The sequence below is a fragment of the Rhodococcus sp. NPDC003383 genome, assembly GCF_053589115.1.
In genome coordinates this window covers 85,247-111,989 of sequence record NZ_JBSFRG010000014.1, presented here as the reverse complement: position 1 = coordinate 111,989, position 26,743 = coordinate 85,247, and the positions used below count along the sequence as shown (strand labels likewise).

Sequence of the window (26,743 nt, the reverse complement as noted above, 5' to 3'; positions counted from 1 at the left end):
TCAGGTCTGCGCCAGGGCGGTGGGATGCGCCGGGGTGTCGATGCCCGGGATGCCGCGTCCGCGCAGCGACGCGCCCGCCGTCTCGGCCACGAAGCACAGTGCGACCAGGCCGACCGCACACGCACCCATCATGTAGAAGGCGGGCACGAGATCGTTGCCGGTCCGCTCGACCAGCCACTCGTTGATCGCGGGGGCGGTCCCGCCGAACAGCGACGTCGCGACGTTGTAGGAGATCGCGAATCCGGCGAACCGCACGTGCGTGGGGAACATCGCGGGGAACGTCGCCGAAATGGTCGACAACTGCAGGACGTACAACAGGCCGAGGGTGGTGAACGCGACGATCGCCCAGCCGAAGTTCACCGACATCAGCAGATACATCGGGATCGCGAGAACCAGCAGGCCACCCATCGAGACCGCCCACAGCGGTTTGCGGCCGACCCGGTCCGACAACGCGCCCGAGAACGGGATCACCGCCATCATCGCGAGCTGGCCGATCACCACCAGGACCAGCGACGCCGTGCTCGTCAGCCCGATCCGGTTCTCCAGATAGGTCGGCATGTAACTCAGCAGCGTGTAGTTGCACACGTTCAGGGCGATGACCAGGCCCATGAGCTTGACGATCGGTCGCCAATACCTGGCGATGAGGTCCTTGAACTCGGCACCGACGCTGCTCTCCTCCTCGTGCGCCGCCTCGAGTTCCCGGAACACCGGGGTCTCGTCGAGCTTGGAACGCAGATACAGACCGACCAACGCGAGCGGACCGGCGACGAAGAACGGCAGCCGCCAGCCCCACGTCGCCATGAACGCGTCCGTCGAGAGCAGGTCGACCATCAGCACGAGGATCGCGCCGACCGAGAATCCGCCCAGCGTGCCGAACTCGAGGAAGCTGCCGTAGAAGCCGCGCTTGCGGTCGGGGGAGTACTCGGCCATGAAAGTCGCCGCGCCGCCGTATTCGCCGCCGGTCGAGAAGCCCTGGATCATGCGGAGCAGGACGAGCAGCACCGGCGACCAGAACCCGATCGACGTGTACGAGGGCACGGCGCCGAGCAGCACCGTCGCACTACCCATCAGCAGGATGGTGAGGGCGAGGATCTGCCTCCGGCCCAGCCGGTCTCCGAGCGGGCCCCACACGAAGCCGCCGAGCGGTCGCACGAGGAACGAGACGGCGAAGACACCCAGCGTGAGCAGTGTGGCGGACTCGAGGTCGCCGGGAAAGAACGAGTCGGCGATGTAGGTGGCGGTGTAGGCGTAGACGCCGTAGTCGAACCACTCGGTGAAATTGCCCATCGCGGACGCGCCGATGGCCCGCCGCACCTGACCTGGTGATTCTCGACGAGGCTCCAGGGTTTGGTCTGCCGGACCGATCTTCACGAATGTTCCCCTCGGTGTAATCCGATATTTCGGGCAAGTACCCGAGGAGGGGAGGGATGAAACCCCCGGTGTGCCTTTCTGGCGGTCGGAGCCGCCACTACTGCACACGGGCGGCGGAGCCGCCCTGCAGCACCGTCTGCACGTAGGTCGTCACCATCGCGGTCATCTCGTCCGCGACCGTCTCGCGATCGATGTCGGGCTGCTCCAGGACGTACGCGATCGCGACGTTCTCGACGGTCCGCACCAGCATCCACGCGATCGTGTCGAGAGGCCGGCCCGAGCGATGCGCGCGGTTGGAACGCAGCCACACCGCGAACAGGGTCTCGATGCGCTGCTCGAACTCCGATAGGCGACTGCCCGAGGTGCGGGGGAGTTGTTCGATCATCACCCGCAGCAACCGCGGGTTCTCGCCGAGCGCGTCGAGCAGTTCGAGCATCGTGGCCCGTACCGACGACGACCAGGTGGGTCCCTCCAGTGCCGTCGTGAACACGCGCGAAATGCGAGCATGCAGTTCCGTCGTCCACCGATCGACGACCTCCGCGACGATCGCGTCCTTGTTCGGGAAGTACTGGTACAGCGACCCCGGACTGATGCGCGCGTGGGCGGCGATCCGGTTCGTCGACGCGCCTTCGTAGCCGTGTTCCAGCAGAACTGCCCGGCCCGCGTCGACGATGCGCTCGACCATCGCACGGGAGCGGTCCTGTCGCGGTGTACGCCGCATCTGCCGGCGGTCGGGTGTCGTCACAGGTGCCCCCGAAATGCGAATTGAACGCGAGTAAACGCTCGTGTGAACATGACCCGCATGATGACACGGGAGCTGTCGACGGACGCCGAAGCCGGTCCGTACCCTGCGCGGTTCGCCGGAATCCGCCCGCGCAACGAGCGCATCGGCCGGCCCCTGAAGCACTTCGCCAAGGTCGACACCGTCGACGAGGAACTGCTCGATCGGATCGGCCGGCGCATGTTCGCGCGCGACGAGCTCGGGGCGTCCCTCGTGCACGCGATGCGCCGCGACCGCACCGACCCGCAGCGCGTCACCATGCGGCAGTTCCACCAGGCCCTCGAACACGGAATCGACAGCGTCGCCGACGCTCCCGAGGCGCTGCGCGAGTTCTTCGCCGTCGTCGACACGGTGCCCGACTGGGTCGACTTCGACCTGCTCGAGAAGGGCGCGCGGGCGTTCCGCCGCATGGGCCGCAGCCGCAACGACGTGCTGCTCCAGCTCTCGCTGATCGGCGGCTACCGCTTCGGTGGCCCGCCGGACCTGCTGGTCGCGACCGGAGGTCTGACCGGCTCCACCGCAATGCGACGACTCGGCGAAACCCAGAAGTGGGGCACCGCGGTCGGCGAGCCGGGCGGGATGCGCCGTGGCGGTGAAGGATTCAAATTGACCGTGCACGTGCGTGCCATGCACGCCTTGGTCAATCACCGATTCGAGACCAACGGCCGCTGGGACGTCCAGCGCTGGGGCCTGCCCATCAACCAGACCGACCAGGCCGCAACCCTCGGACTGTTCAACGGCACACTGCTGCTCGGCGTCCGCGCCCTCGGCTACCGGGTTTCGCGCGACGAATCCCGCGCGGTCATGCACCTGTGGAAGTACGTGGGCTGGCTCATGGGCATCGACGAGGAGTGGCTGTTCGACAGCGAACGTCAACAGCACCGTTTCAACTACCACGTCGTGCTCGTGCAGGACGACGTCACGCCCGCCGGTGCCGATCTGTCCCGCGCCCTCGTCGACGGCCAGCGAGATCTGAACTACCGCCGGTTCCCGACACTGCGTGGACACTACGAGCGACTGCGCCTGCTGAGCATGCTCCGCTTCTTCCTCGGCGCCGAGGGCCTGCGTGATCTGGGGTTGCCCTCCGTTCCGCCGCTGGCCGTCGCGCCCGTCATCGCGGGGAACGTCGTCAAGTCGACGGTGATCAACCGCACCCCGGCGGGCCGGCGATTCCTCGAGCGGGTGGGGGATCGCGCCGCGCGGCGCGAACTGAGCCTGAAGTTCGGTGCCGCGGAGCCTACCGTCGGCAAGCTGAACGTCTAGCGGAAGCGAGTGACATACCTTCGCTGCCAAGGTGTTTCGACGGCGCGCGGCGAGTAGTGCTGGCGGACGAACGTGACCGCTTCGCCGCGTGGCACGCCGTCGAGGACGGCGAGGCAGGCGAGGAAGGTGCCGGTGCGTCCGAGTCCGCCGGAGCACGCGATCTCCACTCGTTCGTCGGCGGCGCGCTCCCATGCCTCGTGGATCGCGGCCGCGGCGTCGACACGGTCGGTCGGGAGGCGGAAATCGGGCCATCGCACCCAGCGTGACGGCCACGGTGTCGGCGGGGGATCGCGACGCTGCAGGTATACCGCGAACGTCGGGAGCGGACCGTCGGGCAACGGATGGCGCAGGCCGCGGCCCCGGACGAGCCGGCCCGACGGCAGGCGCAGGACTCCCGCCGCCGCGGGGTCCCAAGGTTCGCGTGTCACAGGTCGGGTGCCGCAGGGGCGGGTGTCAGACCCCGAAGTCGGCCTTCACCTGCCGGGTGCGCTTGTGCTCGACGAAGAACGACAGGAACGGGATGGTGCCGGCGATGAGCGTTCCGATCGTCCGGGTCAGCGGCCAGCGGACCTTGATCGACAGGTCGAACGTGAGCACCAGGTACACGGCGTACACCCAGCCGTGCACGATCGCGATCCACGACGGGACGTTCTCGATGCCGATGACGTACTTGGCGATCATCTCGCCGACCAGCACCAGCAGCCAGATGCCGGTGGCGTAGGCGAGGACGCGGTATCGCAGGAGCGCCGAGGAGATCTTCTTCCGGTCGGCGTCGCTGAGGGTCCGCGGCGCTGTGCCGGTCTTCTCGGGGGTGGTGCTCACTGACCGCTCCTTCCGGACCTGCGCGCGAGCTGCGCGAGGTATTCGTTGTACTCCAGTGTCTGCCGGGCCTCGGGGTCGTCGAGGTCGGCGTCGTCGGCCGGTTCGAGATTCCGGCCGGGCCGCGGGGGCAGCAGGTGTTCCGGAATCTCGGTGGGCTCGGACGATGCGGACGGCCGCGGATCCCCGGTCTGCTCGGCCTCCGACTCCTCGGCTTCGAGGCGCACGAACCGTCGGTACGCGTAGACGCAGAAGAACGCGAACGCCGGCCACTGGAAGGCGTATCCCAGGTTCTGGGCGGTACCGCCGACTGCCTCGAAACGGGTCCACTGCCAGTACCCGAGAGCGAGGCATCCGGTCGCCGCGACGACGACCAGGACGATCAGCGCGACCCGGCGGGGCGGACGACGAGTTTCGGACACGACATCGACGGTACCCGAATGGGGCGCCGACCTGCCAAGACCGGTCGGTTGCCGTGCGCCAGGTCACGCTGGGTTTCCGGTGGGCGATGAGTCGGAAACCCGCGCGAGGCGGTATTCGACAGTTGTGAACGAAACGAGGTCACGAACCCGGGAGTTCGTGACCTCGTTTCCGCAGTTCACGGTACTGCTACGTGTGCGCGAGGGGGGACTCGAACCCCCACGCCCTCAAGGGCACCAGGTTCTAAGCCTGGAGCGTCTGCCATTCCGCCACTCGCGCGCCACGGACACAATACGTCACGAACCCGACTGCTCCGATTCGAAGCTGAACCTGCGTCGTCCCGCCCACGTGGGGGTCTGGCTGTGGCAGTTGGGGCACAGGAATCGCACGTTGTGCGGTCGGGAGTCGAAGTGGTTTCCGTCGATGTGATCGACGTGAAATACCAACGGCTCGTCGCACCACACCGGTCCGATTCCGCACCCCTCGCACTTGTGGGGTCGTCCCGACTCGATGAGAGCCCTCCGTAACCGCTTCGGAGCCTGGCGGTTCGAAGCGACGGGTTTGAGCGTCAGAATCTCGTCCCAGCGGAGGCGATTCTTCGGGGGACGACCTTTCTGCGGGTTCTCTCCGGTGAAGTGCGAGGTGTCGATTCCGAGTCGTTTGACCCTTCTGGAGATGTGCGCGTGCGTGCCGCCGTCGGGTCTTCCGCCCATCAGTCGTATCGCAGCGGAGAGGTTGGCTGACAACCGAACGGCCTCCTCGAGCATCTCTTTCGTGTACTTGACCGGTCTCACCATTGCGCCCCTCGAATCGAAAGTGTGTTCGAACGAAGTGAAGGTAACGCTCGGGTCCGACAAGTTTCGCTGCTCGAGCACGCCGCCGCTCGCTCGTCAAGATAGTAACGATTAGATAACAATAAACGTGAGGGTTTCCTCGGGTTCGTGGACGTCCTCGCACCGGCCCAGCCAGCGCGGACGACACCTACTCGCGGGTTACCTTCGCCGTTACTGTGAGACAAATCACTGGTCAGGGCACCGCGCGACACTCTTCGCGAAACAAAACATGAGGAATTCCTCATGATTCTGTGTCAATCTGGGCCACGCACGTAAGAGCAGATGAGAGCCCATGCAACACGCCAACGACGGCGAGTGCTTCCAAAGGATTCACGCCTCGACCGCAGGGGTGTTCAGGAGAGGAACAACACGCGTGACGATCGACGAGACCACACCAGCCGACAACGGACGGAACTCGAAGGCATCACGACGCACAAACGAACGGGGGGTCACCACTTCGCGGTCCGGCGCACTGGTCGACAAGATTCTCGCCGGTGAGCCCTACGCTCTCGCGTTCGGTGGTCAGGGTGCTCCCTGGCTCAGCTCGCTCGACGAACTCAGCCGTGACAACGGCCTCGAGCCGGTCCTGACGGACCTGGTCAACGCCGCCGCAGCAGCCCTCGCTCCGGTCGCCCACGACCTGGTGGTCGTGCGCCCCGCCGGTTTCGACCCCGTCGCATGGATCCTCGAGCAGGACGTCGCTGACGAGGACGAGCAGCCGGCCGCGGGCCCGTCCGCCGCCACACTGACTTCCGCCGCGGTGTCCCTCCCCGGCGTGTTCCTCACCCAGGTCGCCGCCCTGCGCGCCCTGGCCAACCAGGGTCTCGACGTGTCCGCGCACGCGCCGACCGCCGCGATCGGCCACTCCCAGGGTGTGCTGTCGGTCGAGGCCGTCGCTGCCGGTGGCCGCAAGGACGCCGAGATCCTCGCGATCGCGCAGCTCATCGGTGCTGCCGCGACCCTCGTCGGCCGCCGCCGCGGCCTCATCTCCGGTGCCGAGCGTTTCCCGATGCTTGCCGTCGCGGGTGTCGATCCCGAGCGTCTGCGCGCCATCGTCGCCGACGTGTTCGAGGGCCAGGACCCCGAGCGCAGCGCTGTCGTGGCGATCCGCAACGGCCGCCGTCGCGTCGTGCTGTCCGGTCCGCCGGCCGCGCTCGCACGCGTCCAGCAGCGCTGCGAGGAGATCTCCGCCGCGGAGACCCGCGAGCGCGAGTCGAAGAAGCGCGGCGGTGCCGTGTTCGACCCGACCTTCGAGCCGGTTTCCGCCGAGGTCGGCTTCCATCACCCGGCCCTCGCGGACGCGGTCGAGCAGGTCGCCGACTGGGCGTCGCGCTGCGACCTCGACGTCGAGCTCGCCCGTTCCCTCGCTCAGGCGATCCTCGTCGACCCGGTCGACTGGGTCGACCTCGTCGACGGTGCCGTCGCCTCCGGTGCCTCGTGGATCCTCGACCTCGGCCCCGGTGAGCTCCTCACCCGCATGACCTCCGCCGGTCTGCGCGGCCAGGGCGTCGGCATCATCGCCGCCGCAACCCGCGGTGGCCAGCGCAACCTGCTCACCCCGGGCGCCGAGCCCGAGGTGCCGCGCGCGTGGACCGAGTTCGCGCCCAAGCCTGTCGCTCTGCCCGACGGCCGCCTCGGTGTCGAGACCGCGTTCACCCGCCTGACCGGCCGTTCGCCGATCCTGCTCGCGGGCATGACCCCGACGACGGTGGATCCGAAGATCGTCGCTGCCGCCGCGAACGCCGGCCACTGGGCCGAGCTCGCCGGTGGTGGCCAGGTCACCGAGCAGATCTTCGCCGACCACGTCGAGGAGCTGAAGGAGCTGCTCGAGCCGGGTCGCGCCGTGCAGTTCAACTCGATGTTCCTCGACCCGTACCTGTGGAAGCTCCACGTGGGCGGCAAGCGTCTCGTGCCGAAGGCCCGCGCTGCGGGCGCGCCGTTCGACGGCGTCGTCGTCACCGCCGGTATCCCGGAGCTCGAGGAAGCGGTCTCGATCATCGAGGAGCTCACCGAGGCCGGCATCAGCCACGTCGCGTTCAAGCCGGGCACCGTCGCGCAGATCCGCTCGGTGATCCGCATCGCGAACGAGGTCCCCGACTACCCGGTCATCGTCCACATCGAGGGCGGCCGCGCCGGTGGTCACCACTCGTGGGAGGACCTCGACGACCTGCTGCTCGACACCTACGCCGAGCTGCGCACCCGCCCGAACCTGGTGCTGTGCGTCGGCGGTGGCATCGGCACCCCGGAGCGGGCCGCCGACTACCTGACCGGCCGCTGGTCCACCGAGTACGGCTTCCCGGCGATGCCGCTCGACGGCATCCTCGTCGGCACCGCCGCGATGGCGACCCTCGAGGCGACCACCGCTCCCGAGGTCAAGCAGCTGCTCGTCGACACCCCCGGCACCCCCGACTGGGTCGGTGCGGGCACCGCGTCCGGCGGTATGGCCTCGGGCCGCAGCCAGCTCGGCGCCGACATCCACGAGATCGACAACGCCGCATCGCGTACCGGCCGCCTGCTCGACGAGGTCGCCGGTGACGCCGACGCCGTCGCCGCCCGCCGCGACGAGATCATCGCCGCGCTGGACGTCACCGCGAAGCCGTACTTCGGTGACGTCGCCGAGATGACCTACCTGCAGTGGCTCACCCGCTACCTGGAGCTCGCGGTCGGCACCGATTCCGCGTGCGAGTTCGACTGCGGCACCGACCTGGGCGACGCCGTCGCCGAGGCCCACACCAGCCCGTGGCTGGACGTGTCGTGGCGTGAGCGTTTCCGCGAGATGCTGCAGCGTGCCGAGGCCCGCCTGCATCCGGTCGACCGCGGCCCGATCCCGACGCTGTTCGACGACGACGCCGTACTCGAGCGGCCCTACGCGGCGCTCAAGGCGCTGACCGGGCAGTACCCGGACGCCGGTGACGTCGTGCTGCACCCGGCGGACGTGCCGTTCTTCATCTCCCTGTGCCGCACCCCGGGCAAGCCGGTGAACTTCGTGCCGGTCGTCGACCAGGACGTGCGTCGCTGGTGGCGGTCCGACTCGCTGTGGCAGGCGCACGACCCGCGCTACACCGCCGACCAGGTCTGCGTCATCCCGGGCACCGTCGCCGTCGCGGGCATCACCCGCGCCGACGAGCCCGTCGGTGAGCTGCTCGACCGCTTCGAGAAGGCCACCGTCGACGAGCTGCTCGCCGCCGGCGCCGAGCCGGTGCAGGTCGTCGCGCGTCGTCACCAGGACCGCGCCGCCGGGCTGCTCGACGCCGTGTTGTCCGCTCCGGACGTCGCGTGGGCCGGGCGCCAGACCCTCAACCCGGTCCACCGTCTCGGTGATGTCGCCGAGTGGACCGTCGAGGCCGACGGCGCCGCCGTTCACGCCCCGACCGGTGCGACCCTGAGCGTCCTCGACGACGAGCACGTCGGCCTGCGCGTGCCGCTGCTGCGCGACAAGGCCGTCGAGATCCGCATCACCGTCCCGGCCTCCGTCCGCACCGGCGGTGCGCCGGTCGTCACCGAGGAGGACGCCGCCGCGTCGATGTCCGCGCTGCTCGGTGTCGCCGCCGGGCAGGAACTGCCCGCTGTGAAGAAGGGCGCCGCCCGCATCACCCTCGGCTGGCTGCCCGAGAAGATCGCCGACCACGCCGGTGTCACCGGCGCCGGCCTGCCCGCCAACCTGACCACCGGCCCGAACGGTGTGCCCGACGTGCTCGTCGGTGCGTGCTGGCCCGCGGTTTTCGCCGCGCTCGGCGCGTCCAAGACCGACGACAACCTCTCGGTCATCGAGGGCATGCTCGATCTGGTCCACCTCGACCACGCCATCGACGTCAAGAACGGTCTGCCGACCGATCCCGCGATCCTCGGTGTCAAGGCGCAGGTCACCGACGTCGCCGACACCGACCTCGGTCGTGTCGTCGAGGTGCGTGTCGACATCGCAGCCGACAACGGTGACGGCTCCGGCGACAACGTCGTCGCGCAGCTGATCGAGCGGTTCGCGATCCGCGGCCGCACCGGCACCGTCGAACTCGCCGACCCGGTCCGCGCCGGTGGATCGCTGTCGGAGGACGCCGCGGACACCCCGCGTCGCCGCCGCCGCGATGCCGTGATCGTCGCCCCGACCGACATGAGCGCGTTCGCTCGCGTCTCGGGCGACCACAACCCGATCCACACCTCGGACAACGCCGCGCTGCTCGCCGGCCTGGGCTCGCCGATCGTGCACGGCATGTGGCTGTCGGCCGCCGCCCAGCAGGTCGTGACCGCGATCGAGGCCGACGCGAAGCTGCCGGTCCGCCGCCTGACCGCCTGGACCGCCCGGTTCCTCGGCATGGTCCGTCCGGGCGCGCAGATCGACGTGCGCGTCGACCGCGTCGGCACCGACAAGGGCGCCGAGATCATCGAGGTCGGCTGCCGCGTCGACGGCGACCTGGTGATGGTCGCGACCGGCCGCACCGCCGCCCCGAAGACCGTCTACGCGTTCCCCGGCCAGGGCATCCAGCGTCCCGGCATGGGCCTCGACGCCCGCGCCCGCAGCAAGGCCGCCCGCGAGATCTGGGACCGCGCCGACAAGCACACCCGCAAGGCGCTGGGCTTCTCGATCCTGGCCGTCGTGCGCGACAACCCGACCGTGCTCAAGGCCCGCGGCGTCACCCACAAGCACCCGGACGGCGTGCTGCACCTGACGCAGTTCACCCAGGTCGCCATGGCGACCCTCGGTGTCGCGCAGATCGCCGAACTCCGCGAGGCCGGCGCGTTCGTCGAGGGCTCGTTCCTCGCGGGCCACTCGGTCGGTGAGTACAACGCGCTCGCCGCGGTCGCCGGTGTGCTGCCGCTCGAGGCGGTGCTCGAGGTCGTGTTCCAGCGCGGCTCGGCGATGCACGCCCTCGTCCCGCGTGACGAGCACGGCCGCTCGAACTACCGCATGGCCGCGATCCGGCCGTCGCAGTTCGGTGTCGCCGACGAGGACCTGCAGGACTTCGTGGCGGGTGTCGCCGCGGAGGCCGGCGAGTTCCTGGAGATCGTGAACCTGAACCTGCGCGGCTCCCAGTACGCCATCGCGGGCACGGTCGCGGGTCTCGAGGCCCTGGAGTCCGTGATCGAGCGCAAGGTCGCCGAGTTCGGCGGCAAGCGCGCGTTCATCCTGGTCCCCGGTATCGACGTGCCGTTCCACTCGACCGTCCTGCGCGGCGGCGTGGACGACTTCCGCGAGCGTCTGCTGCACCTGCTCCCGGAGCAGATCGACCCGAACATCCTCATCGGCCGCTACATCCCGAACCTCGTGCCCAAGCCGTTCAACCTGGGCCGCGAGTTCATCCAGGAGATCGCCGATCTGGTTCCCTCCGAGCCCCTCGCCGAGGTCCTCGCGGACTTCGACGCCTGGGCCGCGAAGCCGGTCGAGCTGACCCGCGTCGTGCTCGCCGAGCTCCTTGCGTGGCAGTTCGCGTCGCCGGTCCGCTGGATCGAGACGCAGGACCTGCTGTTCGCCCCCGAGGAGGACGGTGGCCTCGGTGTCGAGCGGTTCGTCGAGGTCGGCCTCGGTGCCGCCCCGACCGTCGCGAACCTGGCGTCGCAGACCCTGAAGCTGCCCGGCCGCTTCGGTGAGCCCGTCGAGGTGCTCAACATCGAGCGTGAGGCGTCGATCGTGTACTCGACCGACGTCGATCCGGCCCCGGTCGAGGACGACGAGCCCGCTGCTCCGGCAGCGGAGGCGGCCCCCGCGGCCGCCGCGGCTCCCGCCCCGGCAGCGGCTCCGGCCGCCGCACCGGCCGGTGGACCGCGTCCCGACGACATCGCGTTCAAGGCCGCCGACGCCACCAAGGTCCTCATCGCGCTGTGGACGAAGCTGCGTCCCGACCAGATCGGCCCCGTCGACACCATCGAGGCGCTGTGCGACGGCGTGTCCTCGCGCCGCAACCAGCTGCTCGTCGACCTCGGCTCCGAGCTGTCGCTCGGCGCGATCGACGGTGCCGCGGACGCCGACATGGGCGCGCTGGCAGCCACCGTCGACCGTCTGGCCCGCACCTACCGCCCCTTCGGCCCGGTGCTGACCGACTCGATCAACGATCACCTGCGCAAGGTGTTCGGACCGTCCGGCAAGCGCCCGGCCTACATCGCCGAGCGCGTCACCAAGGTGTGGGGCCTGGGCGAAGGCTGGACCCAGCACGTGACCGCCGAGGTCGCACTCGGCAGCCGTGACGGCGCCTCCATCCGTGGCGGCGACCTGGGCGGCCTGTCGCAGGGCGCCCTCTCCGACGCCGCCGCCGTCGACACGCTGATCGACGCCGCCGTGCAGTCCGTCGCCGGCCGCCGCGGTATCGCGGTGTCCATGCCGGCCGCCGGTGGTGGCGGGGGAGCGACCGTCGACGCCGCTGCTCTCGGCGAGTTCGCCGAGCAGATCACCGGCCGTGACGGTGTGCTCGCCAACGCCGCGCGCCTCGTGCTCGAGCAGCTCGGCCTGGCCGAGCAGACCTCGGGTCTGGCGGACAAGGCGGACAGCGAACTGGTCGATCTGGTCTCCGCGGAGCTCGGCTCCGACTGGCCGCGTCAGGTCGCCCCGGCGTTCGACGCCCGCAAGGCCGTGCTGATCGACGACCGCTGGGCCACCGCCCGCGAGGACCTGGCCCGCGTGTGGCTGGGTGCGGCGATCGAGGTCGAGCGGTTCGCCGGTTCCGGCGCGACCGTCGCCGCGCACGCCTCCTTCTGGCAGCGCAAGGCCACCGAGGCCGGCCGCACCGTGCTCGCCGAGACCTTCGGCCGCATCGCGACCGTCGCCGCGGAGGTCACCGACGCCGAATACGCGAACGAGGTCGCGGTCGTGACCGGCGCCAGCAAGGGCGGCATCGGCGCAGCCGTCGCCGCGAAGCTGCTCGGCGGTGGCGCGACCGTGGTCGTGACCACGTCCAGCCTCAACGACAGCCGCCTCGGCTTCTACAAGGAGCTGTACGCGAAGAGCGCACGGGCCGGCGCGGCGCTGTGGGTGGTCCCGGCGAACATGGCGTCCTACGCGGACGTCGACGCCCTGATCGAGTGGATCGGCACCGAGACCGTGGAGAACGCGGGCGGCGCCAAGAAGCTGATCAAGGACGCGCTGACCCCGACGCTGCTGTTCCCGTTCGCCGCGCCGCGCGTGGCCGGTTCCCTCGCCGACGCGGGTGCCCGCGCCGAGATGGAGATGCGGGTGCTGCTGTGGTCGGTGGAGCGGCTCATCGCCGGTCTCGCCGCGATCGGCAACGACCGCGACGTCGACACCCACCTGCACGTGGTGCTGCCCGGTTCCCCGAACCGCGGCAAGTTCGGTGGCGACGGTGCCTACGGTGAGGCCAAGGCCGCGCTCGACGCGGTGGTCAACCGCTGGAACGCCGAGCGCACGTGGGCCGAGCGCGTCACCCTTGCGCACGCTCTCATCGGCTGGGTGCGCGGCACCGGCCTGATGGGCGGCAACGACCCGCTGGTCGAGGCCGTCGAGGCGGCCGGTGTGCGCACCTGGTCGACGCAGGAGATGGCCACCGAGCTGCTGAAGCTGGTCGGCCCGGAGGCTCGTCGCCTCGCCGCCGACAAGCCGCTGGTCGCGGACCTGACCGGTGGACTGTCGGAGGCGGACGTCGACCTGCCGACCCTCGCGAAGCAGGCCCAGGACGCGGCCGAGGCCGCCGAGACCGAGGCCGAGGACGAGTCGGGCACCATCGCGGCCCTGCCGTCCGCGCCGCGACTCGACGCCGACCTGCCCGTCCCGGCCTGGGAGAAGCTCGACGTCGACCCGGCCGACCTGGTCGTGATCGTCGGCGCCGGCGAGCTCGGCCCCTACGGTTCGGCCCGCACCCGCTTCGAGATGGAGGTCGACGAGGAACTGTCGGCCGCCGGTGTGCTCGAGCTGGCCTGGGTGACCGGCCTGGTGGAGTGGGAGAACGACCCGAAGCCCGGCTTCTACGACACCGAGACCGGTGAACTGGTGCCGGAGGCGGAGATCGCCGACCGCTACCACGACGCGGTGGTCGAGCGCTGCGGCATCCGCCGCTACGCCGACGACGGCGCCATGGTCGACAACACCGCACCGCTGCTGACCTCGGTGTTCCTCGACAAGGACCTGTCCTTCGTCGTCGGTTCCGAGGCCGAGGCCCGCGCGTTCGTCGACGCCGACCCGGAGAACACGGTCGCGTCCGTGGACGCCGAGTCCGGCGACTGGACGGTCACCCGCAAGGCCGGCACCGAGATCCGCGTGCCGCGCAAGGCGAAGCTGACCCGCACGGTCGGCGGCCAGATCCCCACCGGATTCGACGTCACCAAGTGGGGCATCCCCGCGGACATGGCGGAGTCGGTGGACCGGGTCGGCCTGTGGAACATTGTCACGACGGTCGACGCGTTCCTCACCGGTGGCTTCACCCCGTCGGAACTGCTGCGCTGGGTGCACCCGTCGCTGGTGGCGAACACGCAGGGCACCGGCATGGGCGGCATGTCCTCGATGCGGTCGCTGTACATCGACACGCTGCTCGGCGAGTCCCGCGCGAACGACATCCTGCAGGAAGCCCTGCCGAACGTCATCGCCGCGCACGTCGTGCAGTCCTACGTCGGCGGCTACGGCGCGATGGTGCACCCGGTCGCGGCGTGCGCCACGGCCGCGGTGTCCGTCGAGGAGGGCGTCGACAAGATCAAGCTGGGCAAGGCGCAGTTGGTCGTCGCCGGCGGCTTCGACGACCTGGGCATCGAGGGCATCGTCGGCTTCGGCGACATGTCCGCGACCGCCAAGTCGGAGGACATGACCGCCAAGGGCATCAGCGACAACCGGTTCTCGCGGGCCAACGACCGCCGTCGCGGTGGGTTCGTCGAGTCGGCCGGTGGTGGCACGGTGCTGCTGGCGCGCGGTGACCTGGCGCTGGAGATGGGCCTGCCGGTTCTCGGTGTGGTCGCCTGGGCGGGATCCTTCGCCGACGGCGTGCACACCTCGATCCCGGCTCCGGGTATCGGTGCTCTCGGCGCCGGTCGCGGTGGGCTCGAGTCCGGCCTGGCCCGGGAGCTGCGCAAGCTCGGTGTCACCGCCGACGACATTGCCGTGATCTCCAAGCACGACACGTCGACCGCGGCGAACGACCCGAACGAGGCCGAGCTGCACGAACGTCTGGCCGGTGCGCTGGGCCGCAGCGAGGGCAACCCGCTGTTCGTGGTGTCCCAGAAGAGCCTGACCGGTCACGCCAAGGGTGGCGCGGCAGCGTTCCAGCTGATCGGCCTGTGCCAGGTCCTCAGCCAGGGCGTCGTCCCGCCGAACCGCAGCCTGGACTGCGTCGACGACAAGATGGCTCAGTTCGAGCACCTGGTGTGGGCACGGACCCCGATCCGGTTCGGCGAGGAGTACGCGCTCAAGGCCGGTCTGCTGACCAGCCTCGGGTTCGGGCACGTGTCCGGACTGATCGCGGTGGTGCACCCGCAGGCGTTCGTCGAGGCGATCCCCGCCGAGCGGCGCGAGACCTACCTCGCGCAGGCGCAGCAGCGCACGGTCGCCGGCAAGCGCCGCCTGGCCGACGCGATGACCGGTGGTGCCGCGCTGTACCAGCGTCCGGCGGATCGCCGCCTCGGCGGCGACGGGGTTCCGGCGGCGGCGTCGCGTCAGCTCGAGGCGGACGTGCTGCTCAGCGCGGACGCGCGTCTCGGCGACGACGACGTGTACCGCTCGGGTCTGCCCGGCTGCAAGTAGGAAACGAGTAGCGCCGGATGGGAGTTGCGGGTGTCGGGTTCGACCTGGTCTCGGTGACGGAGTTCGAGGAGCAGCTGGGTCGTCCCGGCACCACGATGCTCACGAGTTTCACGCCGGGGGAGCGTCGCGACGCGAACACCCGCAGCTCCCGTCCGGGACGCCACTTCGCAGCCCGGTGGGCGGCCAAGGAAGCGCTGATCAAGGCATGGTCGGCGTCACTGTTCGGTCACCCACCGGTGCTGCCGGAGGGCATCCACCGCGACATCGAGGTGGTCTCGGATGCGTGGGGCAGGCCCGGTATCCGGTTGCACGGTGCCGTCGCCGAGCATCTGGCGGGCATGAGCATCCACGTCTCGCTCACCCACGACGGTGACATGGCCGGAGCGTTCGTCGTTCTCGAGGAGGCCCCGGACGCGTAGATCCGGTCGACCGGTTCAAGCCGGGGAGGTTGCAGCCTCCTCGGCTTCACTCGTTTCCGGGGCCGTGCCCGATTCGGGGACCGTGTCCGCGTCGGCGGCCTCGCCCTTCTCGCGGCTGCCGTCCCCGTCGCCGGTTCCGGCTTCCTCCGCGCGGGCCTGCAGCCGCTTGCGCTTCTTCGCCCGGGCCCTCGAGTCCTGTTCGGCGACCTGTAGGTATGCGACCATCAGCCGTTTCAGTTCGACGACCGCGTCGGCGTGGGTCTGATCGTCCTGCACGGAGAAGTTCAGCATCGAGTAGACGACGTGGACGAGGACTTCGGCCATCAGCTTGCGGCGCGGCCTCGGTGTGTCGGGCGTGAGCGGTGCGAGCATCCGCTCGACCTGCTCGGCGAACTTGCGTTCGTGAATGGCCCCGGTCGCGCGGGTCGACGGGGTCGACTGCATCGCCAGCCACACCTCGCGGCGGGACGGATCGGTGGTCCACAGCCCGGCCATGTGGTCGACGAAGCTGTTGAGGAACCGCAGCCAGTCGACCGACGGGATCTTGCCGTTGAACTGGGCCAGTTCCTCCTGCACACCCACGAGGTCCTGGCGGTTCAGTTCACAGACGATGACGTACTTGTTCGCGAAGAACTGGTAGAGCGTGCCGATCGGCACGTCCGCGCGGGACGCGACCTCTTCGCAGGTGAACGACTCGAATCCGACCTCGGTGAGCAGCTCGCGGGACGCGGCGAGCAGGGCATCGAACTTGCGCCGGCTGCGTTCCTGCGTCGGTCGCCGCCGCGGCACGAGTTCTTGTGGCGCTGTTTGTACTTCCAACGCCGGATCGATCCGGCGCGGTGCTTTGCGCACGTTCGTTGCAGACTCCACGCGCCCCAGGCTAGCCGCAGTGCGCGGGAATGCCGAGAGATTGCCGTGAGGGCGAGTCGCAGCAAACACGGCCGAGCGTGCTCACGGTGCTCATGCGGCGAGGGTGAACTGCATGACGTCGATATGTCCGGTTCGGAAATGCTCGGCCGATCCGCGCAGGTATTTCATGAAGCGTTCGTACATTTCCTCGGAGGACAGCGCGACCGCTTCGGCGCGCCGGTCCGCCAGCGCCGCGGCCCAGTGCTCGAGGGTGCGGACGTAGTGCGGGCCGAGCGGATGGACGCGTTCGACGCGGAACCCGGCGCGTTCGGCGCCCGCCACGACCACCTCGGGCTGCGGAAGCTGCCCGCCGGGGAAGATCTCGCGCTTGATGAACAGGTGGAACAGGGCGTTCTCGCGGGTCACGGGGATGCCGCGGGACTTCAGCGTCGCGAGGGTGTGCCCGATGATGGTGTGCAGCAGCATCCGCCCACCCGGGGGCAGCATCCGGTGACACCGTTCGAAGAACTCGTCGTAGCGTTCCCGGCGGAAATGCTCGAACGCTCCGATGCTCACGATGCGGTCGGCGGTGCCGGTGTACTCCTCCCAGCCCTGCAACAGGACCCGCGCGGTCCGCGGACCGGGCAGCCGGGCGGCCTCGGCCGCGACGTGCTCGTACTGGTTGCGGCTCAGGGTCAGGCCGACGACGTCGACGTCGTAGTGGGTGACCGCGCGGAACATCGTCGATCCCCAGCCGCAGCCGATGTCGAGCAGCGTCATGCCGGGCTGCAGGTCGCACTTGCCAAGGGCCAGGTCGATCTTGGCGAGCTGGGCCTCCTCGAGCGTCATGTCGTCCCGTTCGAAGTACGCGCAGCTGTAGGTCATCGACGGGTCGAGGAACAGGGCGAAGAACTCGTCGGACAGGTCGTAGTGGGATTGGACCTGCTTGTAGAAGGGTGACAGTTCGGTGGGCATCGCAGTGCCTTTCCGTCCACGGGCCGGAACTGGTTCGACGGTGGCCCGGATGTCGAGAAACAACGCTACGCGGTCGGCGCGCCGTGCGGCACCGGAACGGCAGACGGCGGCGCACGATCCTACGATTGCGACGGGAACCGAACAGGACGAGCACCGGTGCCCGATCGTGAGACCTTCGTCCGACACACCGAGGAGGCGTGTGAGCGTGACCGACACCGACACCCTGCAGCGGATCCGCGACCGGATCCGGGCCGCGATGCCCACCGCCCGAACCGAACTCGCGACCCTGGTCGCCTTCCGTTCGGTCGCGGACCCGCGACAGTTCCCCGCGGAGGAGTGCCTCGCCGCCGCCCGCTGGGTACGGGACGCGTTCGCCGCCGCCGGTATCGAGCACATCGAACTCGTCGAGACGTCCGACGGTTGCCCCGCCGTCGTCGGACACAGTCCGGCCCCGGCCGGAGCTCCCACGGTTCTGCTCTACAGCCACTACGACATTCAGCCTCCGGGTAACGAAAGCCTCTGGCTCACGCCGCCTTTCGATCTCACCGAACGGGACGGTCGCTGGTACGGCCGGGGCGCCGCGGACTGCAAGGGCAACATCGTGATGCACCTGCTCGCGCTGCGCGCGGCCCTCGCCGACGGGCCCCTGCCGGTGGGCGTGCGGATCGTCGTCGAAGGGTCCGAGGAGATGGGCGGGGCCGGGCTCGAACACCTCGTCGCGGAGCGCCCCGACCTGTTCGCCGCCGACCTGATCGTGATCGGCGACTGCGGCAACGCGGAAGTCGGCCGGCCCACCGTCACGACGTCGCTGCGCGGTATCGCGAACGTCGTCGTCCATGTGGAAACCCTTGCCGGGGAAGTGCATTCCGGGCAGTACGGCGGCGCCGCCCCCGACGCGCTCGCCGCCCTCGTCCGGTTGCTGAACACCCTGCGCGACGAACACGGCAACACCGTCGTCGACGGCCTCGACACCCTCGGGCAGTGGGACGGGGTGCCCTATCCCGAAGACCGGTTCCGCGCCGACGCCGGTGTGCTCGACGGGGTGTCGCTGCTGTCGACCGGCACCGTCGCCGACGCCGTGTGGGCGCGGCCGGCGTTGACCGTGCTCGGCATCGACGCACCGCCCGTCGTCGGCTCGGTGGCGGCGATCGCGCCCCGCGCCTCGGCGCGGCTGAACCTGCGGGTGCCACCGGGTCTGGACCCGCTGGTCGCGCAGAACGCCCTCGTCGCCCACCTCGAAGCGCACGTGCCGTGGGGTGCGCACCTGCGCATCGAGCGCGAAGCCCTCGGCGAACCGTTCCGCGCGGCCACCGACGGCCCCGGATACGCCGCCCTACGCGCGGCGCTCGCGGCCGCGTACGGGCGCGAGGTCGGAACCGCCGGCCAGGGCGGCTCGATCCCGCTGTGCACGGCCCTGCAGCGGGCCGTGCCGGGAGCGGAGATCGCGCTGATCGGTGTCGAGGAGCCGCGGTGCGTCATCCACGCTCCGAACGAGAGCGTGGATCCGACGGAGATCGAGAACCTCGCCGTCGCGGAGGCGCTGCTCCTGCGGTCCCTGGCCGAGCGGTCCGCGAGCTAGACCGACAGGTCGCGACGCAACTTCGCGACGTGCCCGGTGGCGCGCACGTTGTACTGCGCCACCTCGATCTTCCCCTCCTCGTCGACGAGGAAGGTCGAGCGGATCACGCCGGTCACGGTCTTGCCGTACATCTTCTTCTCGCCGAACGCGCCCCACGCCGTGAGCGTGGTCTTCTCCGGATCGGAGAGCAGCGGGAAGGTCAGCTCCTCCTTGTCGCGGAACTTCGCGAGCTTGGCGGGCTTGTCGGGGGAGATCCCGACGACGTCGAGCCCGGCGTCGTTCAGTTCGGCGAGGTTGTCGCGGAAGTCGCATGCCTGCTTCGTGCAGCCGGGCGTGCTCGCGGCGGGGTAGAAGTACACGATCACCTTGCGGCCGCGGTAGTCCGACAACGACACCTCGTTGCCGTCGGCGTCGAGGAGGGTGAACTCGGGCGCGGGGTCGCCGGGGGCGAGTCTGCTGTTATCCGTCACGTCCGCCACGGTAGTGGACCGCGCGTCCACTACCGTGGTCGCAGCACACACAGCGACTCCTGGAGGATCACGTGCGTAGGGACACCGAGGCCATCGAGCGGGACATCGAGAACGCCCGCAACCAGCTCGCGAGCACGCTCGACGAATTGAGTGCGCGGACCAATCCGAAGACTCTTGTTGCCAACACCAAGCAGACGCTCGTCGCCAAGGTGAATCAGCCGAACGTCAAGTACGCCGTCATCGCGGTCGGCGTCGTCGTGGGCGCTCTGGTTCTGCGCAGACTGCTGCGCTGACGATCCGTCGATCCGAGGGCACCGTCGTCCGTTCACGGACGGCGGTGCCCTCGTCTTTGCGTCGGTCGCTGTGACATATCACTTTCTTGCGACTTCGATCTTGGCGTGGTTCACATCTCGGCGTGGTTCACTGAGAAGACGTCGATCGTCTCGTCTTCGAAGGGGTGACGGTCATGCGGACTGCGCAGCATGTTGCACGACTCGTCCTGGTCGCGATCCTCGCCGCGAGCGTCGCGCTGGCTACGGGGTCCGCCGCCTCCGCCGGTCGCATCGGCATCGCGCCCCCGGGCGGGCCCCCGGTGGCCGCGCTGGCGCCCTCGGACGGAGCCGTGGTCGGTATCGCGCAGCCGGTGACCGTCCGCTTCGGCGCCACGGTGACCGATCGGGCCGCCGCCGAACGATCCGTCGCGGTCATCCCGTCCGTGCCCGTCGCCGGCGCCTTCCGGTGGCGCGACGACCGTCACCTCGAGTGGGTTCCGGACCGATTCTGGCCGGGCCACACCGCTGTCACCGTCCTGGCCGGCGGCACCCGGACGCAGTTCCGGACCGGCGACGAATTCGTCGCGGTTGCGAACCTGTCCACGCACCAGTTCACCGTGTCCCTGAACGGGGAGATCGTCCGGACCATGCCGGCGTCGATGGGCAAGCCCGGATACGAGACGCCGACCGGGACCTTCCCGGTGCTCGAGAAGTTCCGGAACCTGGTGATGGACTCGTCGACCTACGGTGTTCCGATCGACGACCCCGAGGGGTACCGCATCGACACCGAATACGCGGTCCGTCTGACGTGGGGCGGAATCTTCGTGCACGCCGCACCGTGGTCGGTGGATTCGCAGGGCTACGCGAACGTCAGCCACGGCTGCATCAACCTCAGCACCGAGAACGCGCGGTGGTACTTCGAGAACGTGAAGATCGGGGACCCGGTCGTCATCGAGTGGTGAGACCCGGAGAACGAAGAAGGCCCGCACCGAATTCGGTGCGGGCCTTCTGTTGTGCGCCATCAGGGACTCGAACCCCGAACCCGCTGATTAAGAGTCAGCTGCTCTGCCAATTGAGCTAATGGCGCTTGGCGGTTTGTCTCCGGGCCGTTGTCCCGGCGACGAAGAGAAGATTACACACTCCGCTGTACGGCGCCAAATCGCCTGGTCAACGGCGATTTCCTCGATGTCTGCGGGTAACGCGAGTGGGTGGCGGGGCGATTGGTATTCGAACGTTATTCGTCGTCGAGGTTTCAGATTTGGTCTCGGTCTTCACCGGCTGGCATCATCGATGAGACACGCATTGACGTGCAGTTTTGCGGCCTGGGGGAGGTCCGGAATCGGAGGGTTGAGAGTGATCGAGAAGAGTGTGCGGACGCCGCGGCGCCGCTCCCGGCGTACGACCGTGGCGGTGTTGGGGGCGGTACTGGTCGGTGTCATGACCTTCGTCACTGCATGTGCCGGCGGTTCGGCCGGCGGTGCCGACGAGGTCCCCATCGATTCGAATCCCCTCGCCGCACTCATCAAGCCCACGGTGTCCTCCAGCGTCGTCGACGGCGGTGTCGGCTTCTCGCCGATCGATCCGGTGACCGTCTCGGTCGTCAACGGCAAGCTCGATTCCGTCACGCTCCGCAATCCCGACGGGGCGTCGGTCGCCGGCGTGCTCGCGCCGGACGGCACCACCTGGGCGAACTCCGAACCGCTGGGCTACAACCGCAAGTACACGCTCGAGACGGTCGCGTACGGGCTCGGCGGGGCGACCACGTCCGTCGCGACATTCACCACGAGCGCGCCCGGCAACCTCACCCAGCCCTACGTGCTGCCCGGTGAAGGCTCGGTCGTCGGTATCGGCCAGCCCGTCGCGGTGCAGTTCGACGAGAACATCCCGGACCGGCGCGCGGCCGAGGCGGCCATCACCATCGTCACGAATCCGCCCGTCGAGGGTGCGTTCTACTGGCTCAGCAATCGTGAGGTGCGGTGGCGGCCGGAGAACTACTGGACGCCGGGCACGACCGTGACCGTGGACGTGAAGGCGTACGGCAAGGACCTCGGTGACGGACTGTTCGGCCAGTCGGACGTGCACTCGTCGTTCACCATCGGCGACGCGGTGATCATCGACGTCGACGACAACACGAAGACCGTCGTGGTCAACCGCAACGGCAGCGCGATCATGTCGATGCCGACGTCGATGGGCAAGGACAGCACCCCCACCCCCAACGGCGTCTACACGATCGGCGACCGCTTCGACCACATGATCATGGATTCGTCCACGTACGGGGTGGCGGCCGACTCGCCGCAGGGTTACCGCACGCCGGTGGACTGGGCGACGCGCATGTCCTACAGCGGCATCTTCTTCCATTCCGCGCCGTGGTCGCTGGGCGATCAGGGAGTGCGCAACGTCAGCCACGGCTGCCTGAACCTCAGCCCGGCGAACGCGAAGTGGATCTTCGACAACACCAAGCGCGGCGACATCGTCATCGTGCGCAACACGGTCGGCGGAGTCCTGGAGGGAACCGAAGGTCTCGGCGACTGGAACATCCCGTGGTCGACGTGGAAGGCGGGCAACGCCAACACCTGACCCCGGGGCACGGGCTGTGCACCCCGACGGAGGGCGACCGGATTCTGGTCGCCCTCCGTCGTCGTAAGGGGGTCAGGAGTGGGTAGAGGCTGTGGGCGCACGGTCCTCGGCCGGGAGGCGCAAAAAGGAAAGGCCCCGACCTTGCGGTCGGGGCCTTTCTTGGGGGTGAGTGACGGGACTCGAACCCGCGACAGCCAGGATCACAACCTGGTGCTCTACCAACTGAACTACACTCACCATTGCATCCGCTATCGGCCGGAGCCGGTTGCGACTGCGATTGAAATACTAGCCTGCTCTACCCGAAAACGACGAATCGCCTGGTCAGGCCGGTCCAAGATCCTTTACGACGCTCGTGATGTCCCCAGACGACGGCCCGGGCGGGGCGACGAACGCGGTGCGCCGGTAGTAGCGCAGCTCCCGGATGGACTCCTTGATGTCGGCGAGCGCGCGGTGCGACAGGCCCTTCGTGGGCTGGCCGAAATAGATGCGGGGGTACCAGCGTCGGCACAGTTCCTTGATCGAGCTGACGTCGACCATGCGGTAGTGCAGGTAGTTGTCGAGTTCCGGCATGTCCCGGGAGATGAACTGCCGGTCGGTGCCGATGGAGTTGCCGGCCAGGGGAGCGGTCCCGGGCTCCGGCACGTGCGCCCGCACGTAGTCGAGGACGAGCTTCTCGGCCTCGGCCAGCGTGACCGTCGAGCGGCGCACCTCTTCGGTCAGCCCCGAGCGCTCGTGCATCTGCTGCACGACGTCCGGCATCGCGGCCAGCGCATCGTCGTCGGCGTGGATCACGATGTCCACGCCCTCGCCGAGCACGTTGAGGTCGCTGTCGGTGACCAGCGCGGCGATTTCGATGAGTTTGTCGCTACCGATACGCAAACCGGTCATTTCACAATCGATCCAAACAAGTTTGTCCTGCACGAGAGTACAGACTAGTCAGCTGCGTCAGCGGGATAAGGTCTGCGGTGTAAACCGACGCCGGCCGTGCTGGTTCGAGGAGGGCTGAACATGACCGTGGATCCGACCCGGTCCGACGAGGCGCTGTCCGCCGCCGAGAAGGCGAAGGCAGCGAAGGCGGCCGCCGAGGAAGCGGCCCGCGTAGCCGCCGAAGCCGCCGCTGCAGCCGAACGCGCCCAACGCGAGGCCGAGGAGGCCGCCGCCGCGGCCGAGGCCGACGCTGCGGCGGGGAAGGCCGAAGCCGGGGCCGAAGCGACCTCGGAGAGTGCGCTCGCCGAGGCAGCCGAACCCGAGGCGGCCGAACCCGCGGGCCCGGCCGCGGAGATCGCCGCCGGTTACGCCTTCTCCGGCGCCGCCCTCGAACTGGGCACCGTCGTGCACGACGGCGTCGTCGCTCCGAACGCCCGGGTCAGGATTCCGCTGGCCATGATGAACCGGCACGGTCTGATCGCCGGCGCGACCGGTACCGGCAAGACCAAGACCCTGCAGGGCATCGCCGAGCAGCTGTCCGCCGCGGGCGTGCCGGTGGTGATGGCCGACGTCAAGGGCGACCTGTCCGGTCTGTCCGCGCGCGGGGAGAGCAGCGACGCGCTCGTCACCCGCGCCGCCGAGACCGGCGATCCGTCGTGGACCCCTGCCGGATTCCCGACGCAGTTCTTCTCGCTCGGCACCGAGGGCATCGGCATCCCGGTGCGCGCGACCGTCACGGCGTTCGGTCCGATCCTGCTGAGCAAGGTGCTCGGCCTGAACACCACCCAGGAATCGACGCTCGGGCTGATCTTCCACTGGGCCGATCAGCGGGGCATGGCGCTGCTCGATCTCAAGGATCTGCGGCAGGTCATCGCGTACCTGACCAGCGACGAGGGCAAGGCCGACCTCAAAGGCATCGGGGGCGTCTCGGCCGCGACCGCGGGCGTCATCCTGCGCGCGATCGTCAACCTCGAGGCCGACGGCGGCGACACGTTCTTCGGTGAACCGGAGTTCGACACCGAGGATCTGCTGCGCATCCTCGGCGGCAACGGGGTGATCAGCTTGTTCGAGCTGGGCGCCCAGGCCGCGCGTCCCGTGCTGTTCTCCACGTTCCTGATGTGGGTGCTCGCCGACCTGTTCCAGACGTTGCCCGAGGAAGGCGATCTGGACAAGCCCAAGCTCGTCTTCATCTTCGACGAGGCCCACCTGCTGTTCGCGGACGCGTCGAAGGCGTTCCTGCAGCAGGTCGAGCAGACCGTCAAGCTCATCCGGTCGAAGGGCGTCGGCGTGTTCTTCTGCACGCAGCTGCCCACCGACATCCCGAACGCGATCCTGTCCCAGCTGGGTGCGCGGGTGCAGCACGCGTTGCGCGCGTTCACGCCCGACGACCAGAAGGCGCTCACCAAGACGGTCCGCACGTACCCGAAGACGGCGTTCTACGACCTGGAGAAGTCGCTGACCTCGCTCGGGACCGGTGAAGCGATCGTCACCGTGCTGTCCGAGAAGGGCGCCCCGACGCCGGTCGCATGGACCCGGATCCGGCCGCCACGGTCGCTGATGGACACCGTCGGCGACGACGCGATCCGCACCGCCGCCCAGGGCCATCCGCTGTTCGCGAAGTACGGGCAGACCATCGATCGCGAATCCGCGTACGAGATGCTGACGGCGAAGGTCGCGGGCGCGCCGAACGTCGATCCGCCGCTGGACGTGCCGCCACTGCCGGACCTGTCCGAAACGATGCCGGCCCCCCGGGACGAGGGGCCGACGATCGTCGAACAGGTGCTGGGCAGCTCCGCGATGAAGAGTTTCCTGCGGTCGGCGGCCTCGGCTGCGGGTCGGGAGATCTCCCGCAGCATCTTCGGCACCGGCCGTAAGCGGCGTTAGCCGCCGAGCTTCTTGTAGAAGGTGCCGACGATCGGGGCGACGATCGCGCGCGGCGTGTAGTTGCCCGCGACCGACATCGCCTTGCTGATCAGGCCGGGCACGATGCGCATGCGGTTCTCGGCGAGCGCGTCGAGCGACACCTTCGCGGTGTGCTCGCTCGAGATCCACAGGAAGTCGGGGACGAGCTTGTCGACGATCGACGCGTCCGCCGGATCGGGGGTCTCGGTGCGCACCGGGCCGGGGGCGAGCAGGGTGACGTTCACGCCGGTGCCCTTGAGCTCACCGCGTAGCGACTCCGAGAAGGTGTTGACGAATGCCTTCGTCGCGGCGTACGTCGCGTTGTTCGGGATCGGCATGTTGCCCGCCGCCGATCCGACGTTGAGGATCGCGCCCGCGCGTCGCTCGACCATCTGCGGCAGCACCGCGAGGGTGAGGTCGTGCACGGCGACCGCATTGAGTTCGACCTGCGCGCGCTCGTACGCCGGATCCAGGCCGGACACGGGGCCGAACGTGGCGATACCCGCGTTGTTGCACAGGATGCTGACGTGACGGTCGGCGAGCTCCTCGACCAGCTCGGCGCGAGCGTCGCGGTCGGACAGGTCGCAGGCGCGCACCTCGACGGTGACGCCGTGCTTCTGACGGAGTGTCGTGGCGAGCTCTTCCATCACTTCGCCGCGACGGGCGACGAGAATGAGCGAGTGGCCGCGCGCTGCGAGCTCGGTGGCGAGGGCCTCACCTATACCGGAGGAGGCGCCGGTCACGACCGCGCGGGCGTCTGGGGTGGGGTTCGGCAGAGTCACGGTGGGTCAGCCTAGTCGCCGCGGGCCGGAACTCATCGGCCGTGTCGTTCGAACCAATTCTCCTAAACGGGGAGGTTGGTCGGTATTGTTCGCAGGGCAGGTTGCGAAGCGCTGCCGAGGCCTACCGGCTCGGTGCGGTCGAACGAAGTGAGGGATCGTGGTCACAACTGTCACGGACGGTCGAACAGCCCGCGCGGAACGCACTCGCAGGGCAGTGGTGGAGGCACACATCGAGCTGCTCCGGGCGGGCATGCTCAAGCCCACCGGCGCGCAGGTCGCGGAACAGGCCGGGGTCTCGCTGCGGGCACTGTGGGTCAACTTCAACGACCTCGACACCCTGATGGCATTCACCGGCGCGGAGATGCTGCGCCGCCAGGACGAAATGTTCGAGCCGGTGCCGGCGCACCTCCCGCTGTCCGAACGGATCGACGGGTTCTGCCGGCAGCGCGCGCGGCTGCTCGAGTTCATCGCTCCGTATGCGCGGGCGTCGCTCCTGCGCCAGCAGTTCTCCGAAGCGCTCAAGATTCATCGCGCGCGCTGCATCGCGCGGGTCACCGACGAGGTGAAGATCCTGTTCGCCCGCGAACTCGCAAACCTCGACCGGGACCGGCGCGACCGCCTGGTATACGCGCTCGGAGCCGCCGCGACCTGGGGCTCGTGGGCCGTTCTGCGCGACGAGTTGCAACTCGGGGTCGACGAGGCCGCCGCCGTGATGCGGCAGTCGGTGGCAGGCCTACTCGCCGGCGCCACCGTCTAGACAGGTCGAGAACGACGGTTGGTGTACCGAAATATCGGTACACCAACCGCTGTTTCGGGCGCCGCAGTCCTCATCCGCAA

19 protein-coding genes and 3 tRNA genes are annotated in these 26,743 nt (G+C 69.1%); 9 read left to right on the top strand and 13 right to left on the bottom strand.

Annotated features, from left to right (window positions below):
• Both ACWDTS_RS14615 and ACWDTS_RS14610 read right to left on the bottom strand, forming a co-directional pair.
• Complete coding sequence (locus ACWDTS_RS14615) at positions 1–1,287, bottom strand: MFS transporter (RefSeq protein WP_231610816.1); 1,287 nt, start codon at positions 1,285–1,287, stop codon at positions 1–3.
• 181 nt (positions 1,288–1,468) lie between these two features.
• Entirely contained in the window at positions 1,469–2,116 is a 648-nt protein-coding gene (locus tag ACWDTS_RS14610) for a TetR/AcrR family transcriptional regulator (RefSeq protein ID WP_450109961.1), read from the bottom strand.
• Between the two features lie 57 nt (positions 2,117–2,173).
• On the opposite strand from ACWDTS_RS14610, the gene ACWDTS_RS14605 reads away from it, so the two are divergent.
• Positions 2,174–3,415: an oxygenase MpaB family protein gene (locus ACWDTS_RS14605; RefSeq protein ID WP_450118470.1), complete on the top strand. Its 1,242-nt coding sequence runs from the start codon at positions 2,174–2,176 to the stop codon at positions 3,413–3,415.
• Here the strand turns inward: ACWDTS_RS14605 and ACWDTS_RS14600 are convergent.
• The 4 genes from ACWDTS_RS14600 to ACWDTS_RS14585 form a co-directional block, all read right to left on the bottom strand.
• Positions 3,412–3,843 carry a protein-tyrosine phosphatase family protein gene (locus ACWDTS_RS14600; protein WP_450109963.1) on the bottom strand — a complete coding sequence of 144 codons (432 nt, stop codon included), beginning with the start codon at positions 3,841–3,843 and terminating at the stop codon, positions 3,412–3,414. The genes ACWDTS_RS14605 and ACWDTS_RS14600 overlap by 4 nt on opposite strands.
• Before the next feature lie 25 nt (positions 3,844–3,868).
• Complete coding sequence (locus ACWDTS_RS14595) at positions 3,869–4,237, bottom strand: DUF3817 domain-containing protein (RefSeq protein WP_197252927.1); 369 nt, start codon at positions 4,235–4,237, stop codon at positions 3,869–3,871.
• Entirely contained in the window at positions 4,234–4,656 is a 423-nt protein-coding gene (locus ACWDTS_RS14590; protein WP_197252928.1) for a transcriptional regulator, read from the bottom strand. Before ACWDTS_RS14590 ends, ACWDTS_RS14595 begins: the two co-directional genes overlap by 4 nt.
• Positions 4,657–4,850: 194 nt before the next feature.
• Positions 4,851–4,933 (bottom strand) — tRNA-Leu (locus tag ACWDTS_RS14585).
• Between the two features lie 927 nt (positions 4,934–5,860).
• Between ACWDTS_RS14585 and ACWDTS_RS14580 the strand changes: the two genes are divergently transcribed.
• Together ACWDTS_RS14580 and acpS are read left to right on the top strand one after the other, a co-directional pair.
• Positions 5,861–15,154 (top strand): fatty acid synthase subunit beta domain-containing protein, encoded by a 9,294-nt coding sequence (locus ACWDTS_RS14580; protein WP_450118469.1) that lies wholly within the window; start codon positions 5,861–5,863, stop codon positions 15,152–15,154.
• Between the two features lie 17 nt (positions 15,155–15,171).
• Positions 15,172–15,573: a holo-ACP synthase AcpS gene (acpS, locus tag ACWDTS_RS14575; RefSeq protein WP_248673984.1), complete on the top strand. Its 402-nt coding sequence runs from the start codon at positions 15,172–15,174 to the stop codon at positions 15,571–15,573.
• Between the two features lie 15 nt (positions 15,574–15,588).
• Here acpS and ACWDTS_RS14570 read toward each other — a convergent pair whose 3' ends face one another.
• Together ACWDTS_RS14570 and ACWDTS_RS14565 are read right to left on the bottom strand one after the other, a co-directional pair.
• Positions 15,589–16,443: a TetR/AcrR family transcriptional regulator gene (locus ACWDTS_RS14570; RefSeq protein ID WP_248673983.1), complete on the bottom strand. Its 855-nt coding sequence runs from the start codon at positions 16,441–16,443 to the stop codon at positions 15,589–15,591.
• Between the two features lie 90 nt (positions 16,444–16,533).
• Complete coding sequence (locus ACWDTS_RS14565; protein WP_197256740.1) at positions 16,534–17,397, bottom strand: cyclopropane mycolic acid synthase family methyltransferase; 864 nt, start codon at positions 17,395–17,397, stop codon at positions 16,534–16,536.
• Positions 17,398–17,596: 199 nt separating this feature from the next.
• Between ACWDTS_RS14565 and ACWDTS_RS14560 the strand changes: the two genes are divergently transcribed.
• Positions 17,597–18,976, top strand: coding sequence for a M20/M25/M40 family metallo-hydrolase (locus ACWDTS_RS14560; RefSeq protein ID WP_450109965.1), 1,380 nt, complete (start codon positions 17,597–17,599; stop codon positions 18,974–18,976).
• On the opposite strand, the gene bcp is transcribed toward ACWDTS_RS14560, so the two are convergent.
• The gene (gene bcp / locus ACWDTS_RS14555; protein WP_197256742.1) at positions 18,973–19,446 is read right to left on the bottom strand and encodes a thioredoxin-dependent thiol peroxidase; all 474 of its coding nucleotides are present in this window, start codon (positions 19,444–19,446) and stop codon (positions 18,973–18,975) included. The genes ACWDTS_RS14560 and bcp overlap by 4 nt on opposite strands.
• A 71-nt stretch (positions 19,447–19,517) precedes the next feature.
• On the opposite strand from bcp, the gene ACWDTS_RS14550 reads away from it, so the two are divergent.
• Positions 19,518–19,739: a DUF3618 domain-containing protein gene (locus tag ACWDTS_RS14550; protein WP_197256744.1), complete on the top strand. Its 222-nt coding sequence runs from the start codon at positions 19,518–19,520 to the stop codon at positions 19,737–19,739.
• A gap of 173 nt (positions 19,740–19,912) precedes the next feature.
• Positions 19,913–20,680, top strand: coding sequence for a L,D-transpeptidase (locus tag ACWDTS_RS14545; RefSeq protein ID WP_197256746.1), 768 nt, complete (start codon positions 19,913–19,915; stop codon positions 20,678–20,680).
• Positions 20,681–20,732: 52 nt separating this feature from the next.
• Here ACWDTS_RS14545 and ACWDTS_RS14540 read toward each other — a convergent pair.
• A tRNA-Lys gene (locus tag ACWDTS_RS14540) sits at positions 20,733–20,805 on the bottom strand.
• Between the two features lie 350 nt (positions 20,806–21,155).
• On the opposite strand from ACWDTS_RS14540, the gene ACWDTS_RS14535 reads away from it, so the two are divergent.
• Positions 21,156–22,295 carry a L,D-transpeptidase gene (locus ACWDTS_RS14535; protein ID WP_197256748.1) on the top strand — a complete coding sequence of 380 codons (1,140 nt, stop codon included), beginning with the start codon at positions 21,156–21,158 and terminating at the stop codon, positions 22,293–22,295.
• Positions 22,296–22,455: 160 nt separating this feature from the next.
• Here the strand turns inward: ACWDTS_RS14535 and ACWDTS_RS14530 are convergent.
• Positions 22,456–22,533: transfer RNA gene (locus ACWDTS_RS14530), tRNA-His, on the bottom strand.
• 83 nt (positions 22,534–22,616) lie between these two features.
• Positions 22,617–23,216, bottom strand: a complete 600-nt coding sequence (gene orn / locus ACWDTS_RS14525) for an oligoribonuclease (protein WP_197256750.1) — start codon at positions 23,214–23,216, stop codon at positions 22,617–22,619.
• Between the two features lie 87 nt (positions 23,217–23,303).
• Between orn and ACWDTS_RS14520 the strand changes: the two genes are divergently transcribed.
• Complete coding sequence (locus ACWDTS_RS14520; RefSeq protein ID WP_197256752.1) at positions 23,304–25,106, top strand: helicase HerA-like domain-containing protein; 1,803 nt, start codon at positions 23,304–23,306, stop codon at positions 25,104–25,106.
• On the opposite strand, the gene cmrA is transcribed toward ACWDTS_RS14520, so the two are convergent.
• On the bottom strand, positions 25,103–25,906 hold the full coding sequence (cmrA, locus tag ACWDTS_RS14515) for a mycolate reductase (protein WP_197256754.1): 804 nt from the start codon (positions 25,904–25,906) through the stop codon (positions 25,103–25,105). The genes ACWDTS_RS14520 and cmrA overlap by 4 nt on opposite strands.
• Positions 25,907–26,120: 214 nt before the next feature.
• Here cmrA and ACWDTS_RS14510 point away from each other — a divergent pair, with 214 nt between their 5' ends.
• Positions 26,121–26,663, top strand: a complete 543-nt coding sequence (locus tag ACWDTS_RS14510; RefSeq protein WP_307846583.1) for a TetR/AcrR family transcriptional regulator — start codon at positions 26,121–26,123, stop codon at positions 26,661–26,663.
• Positions 26,664–26,743 lie beyond the last annotated feature (80 nt).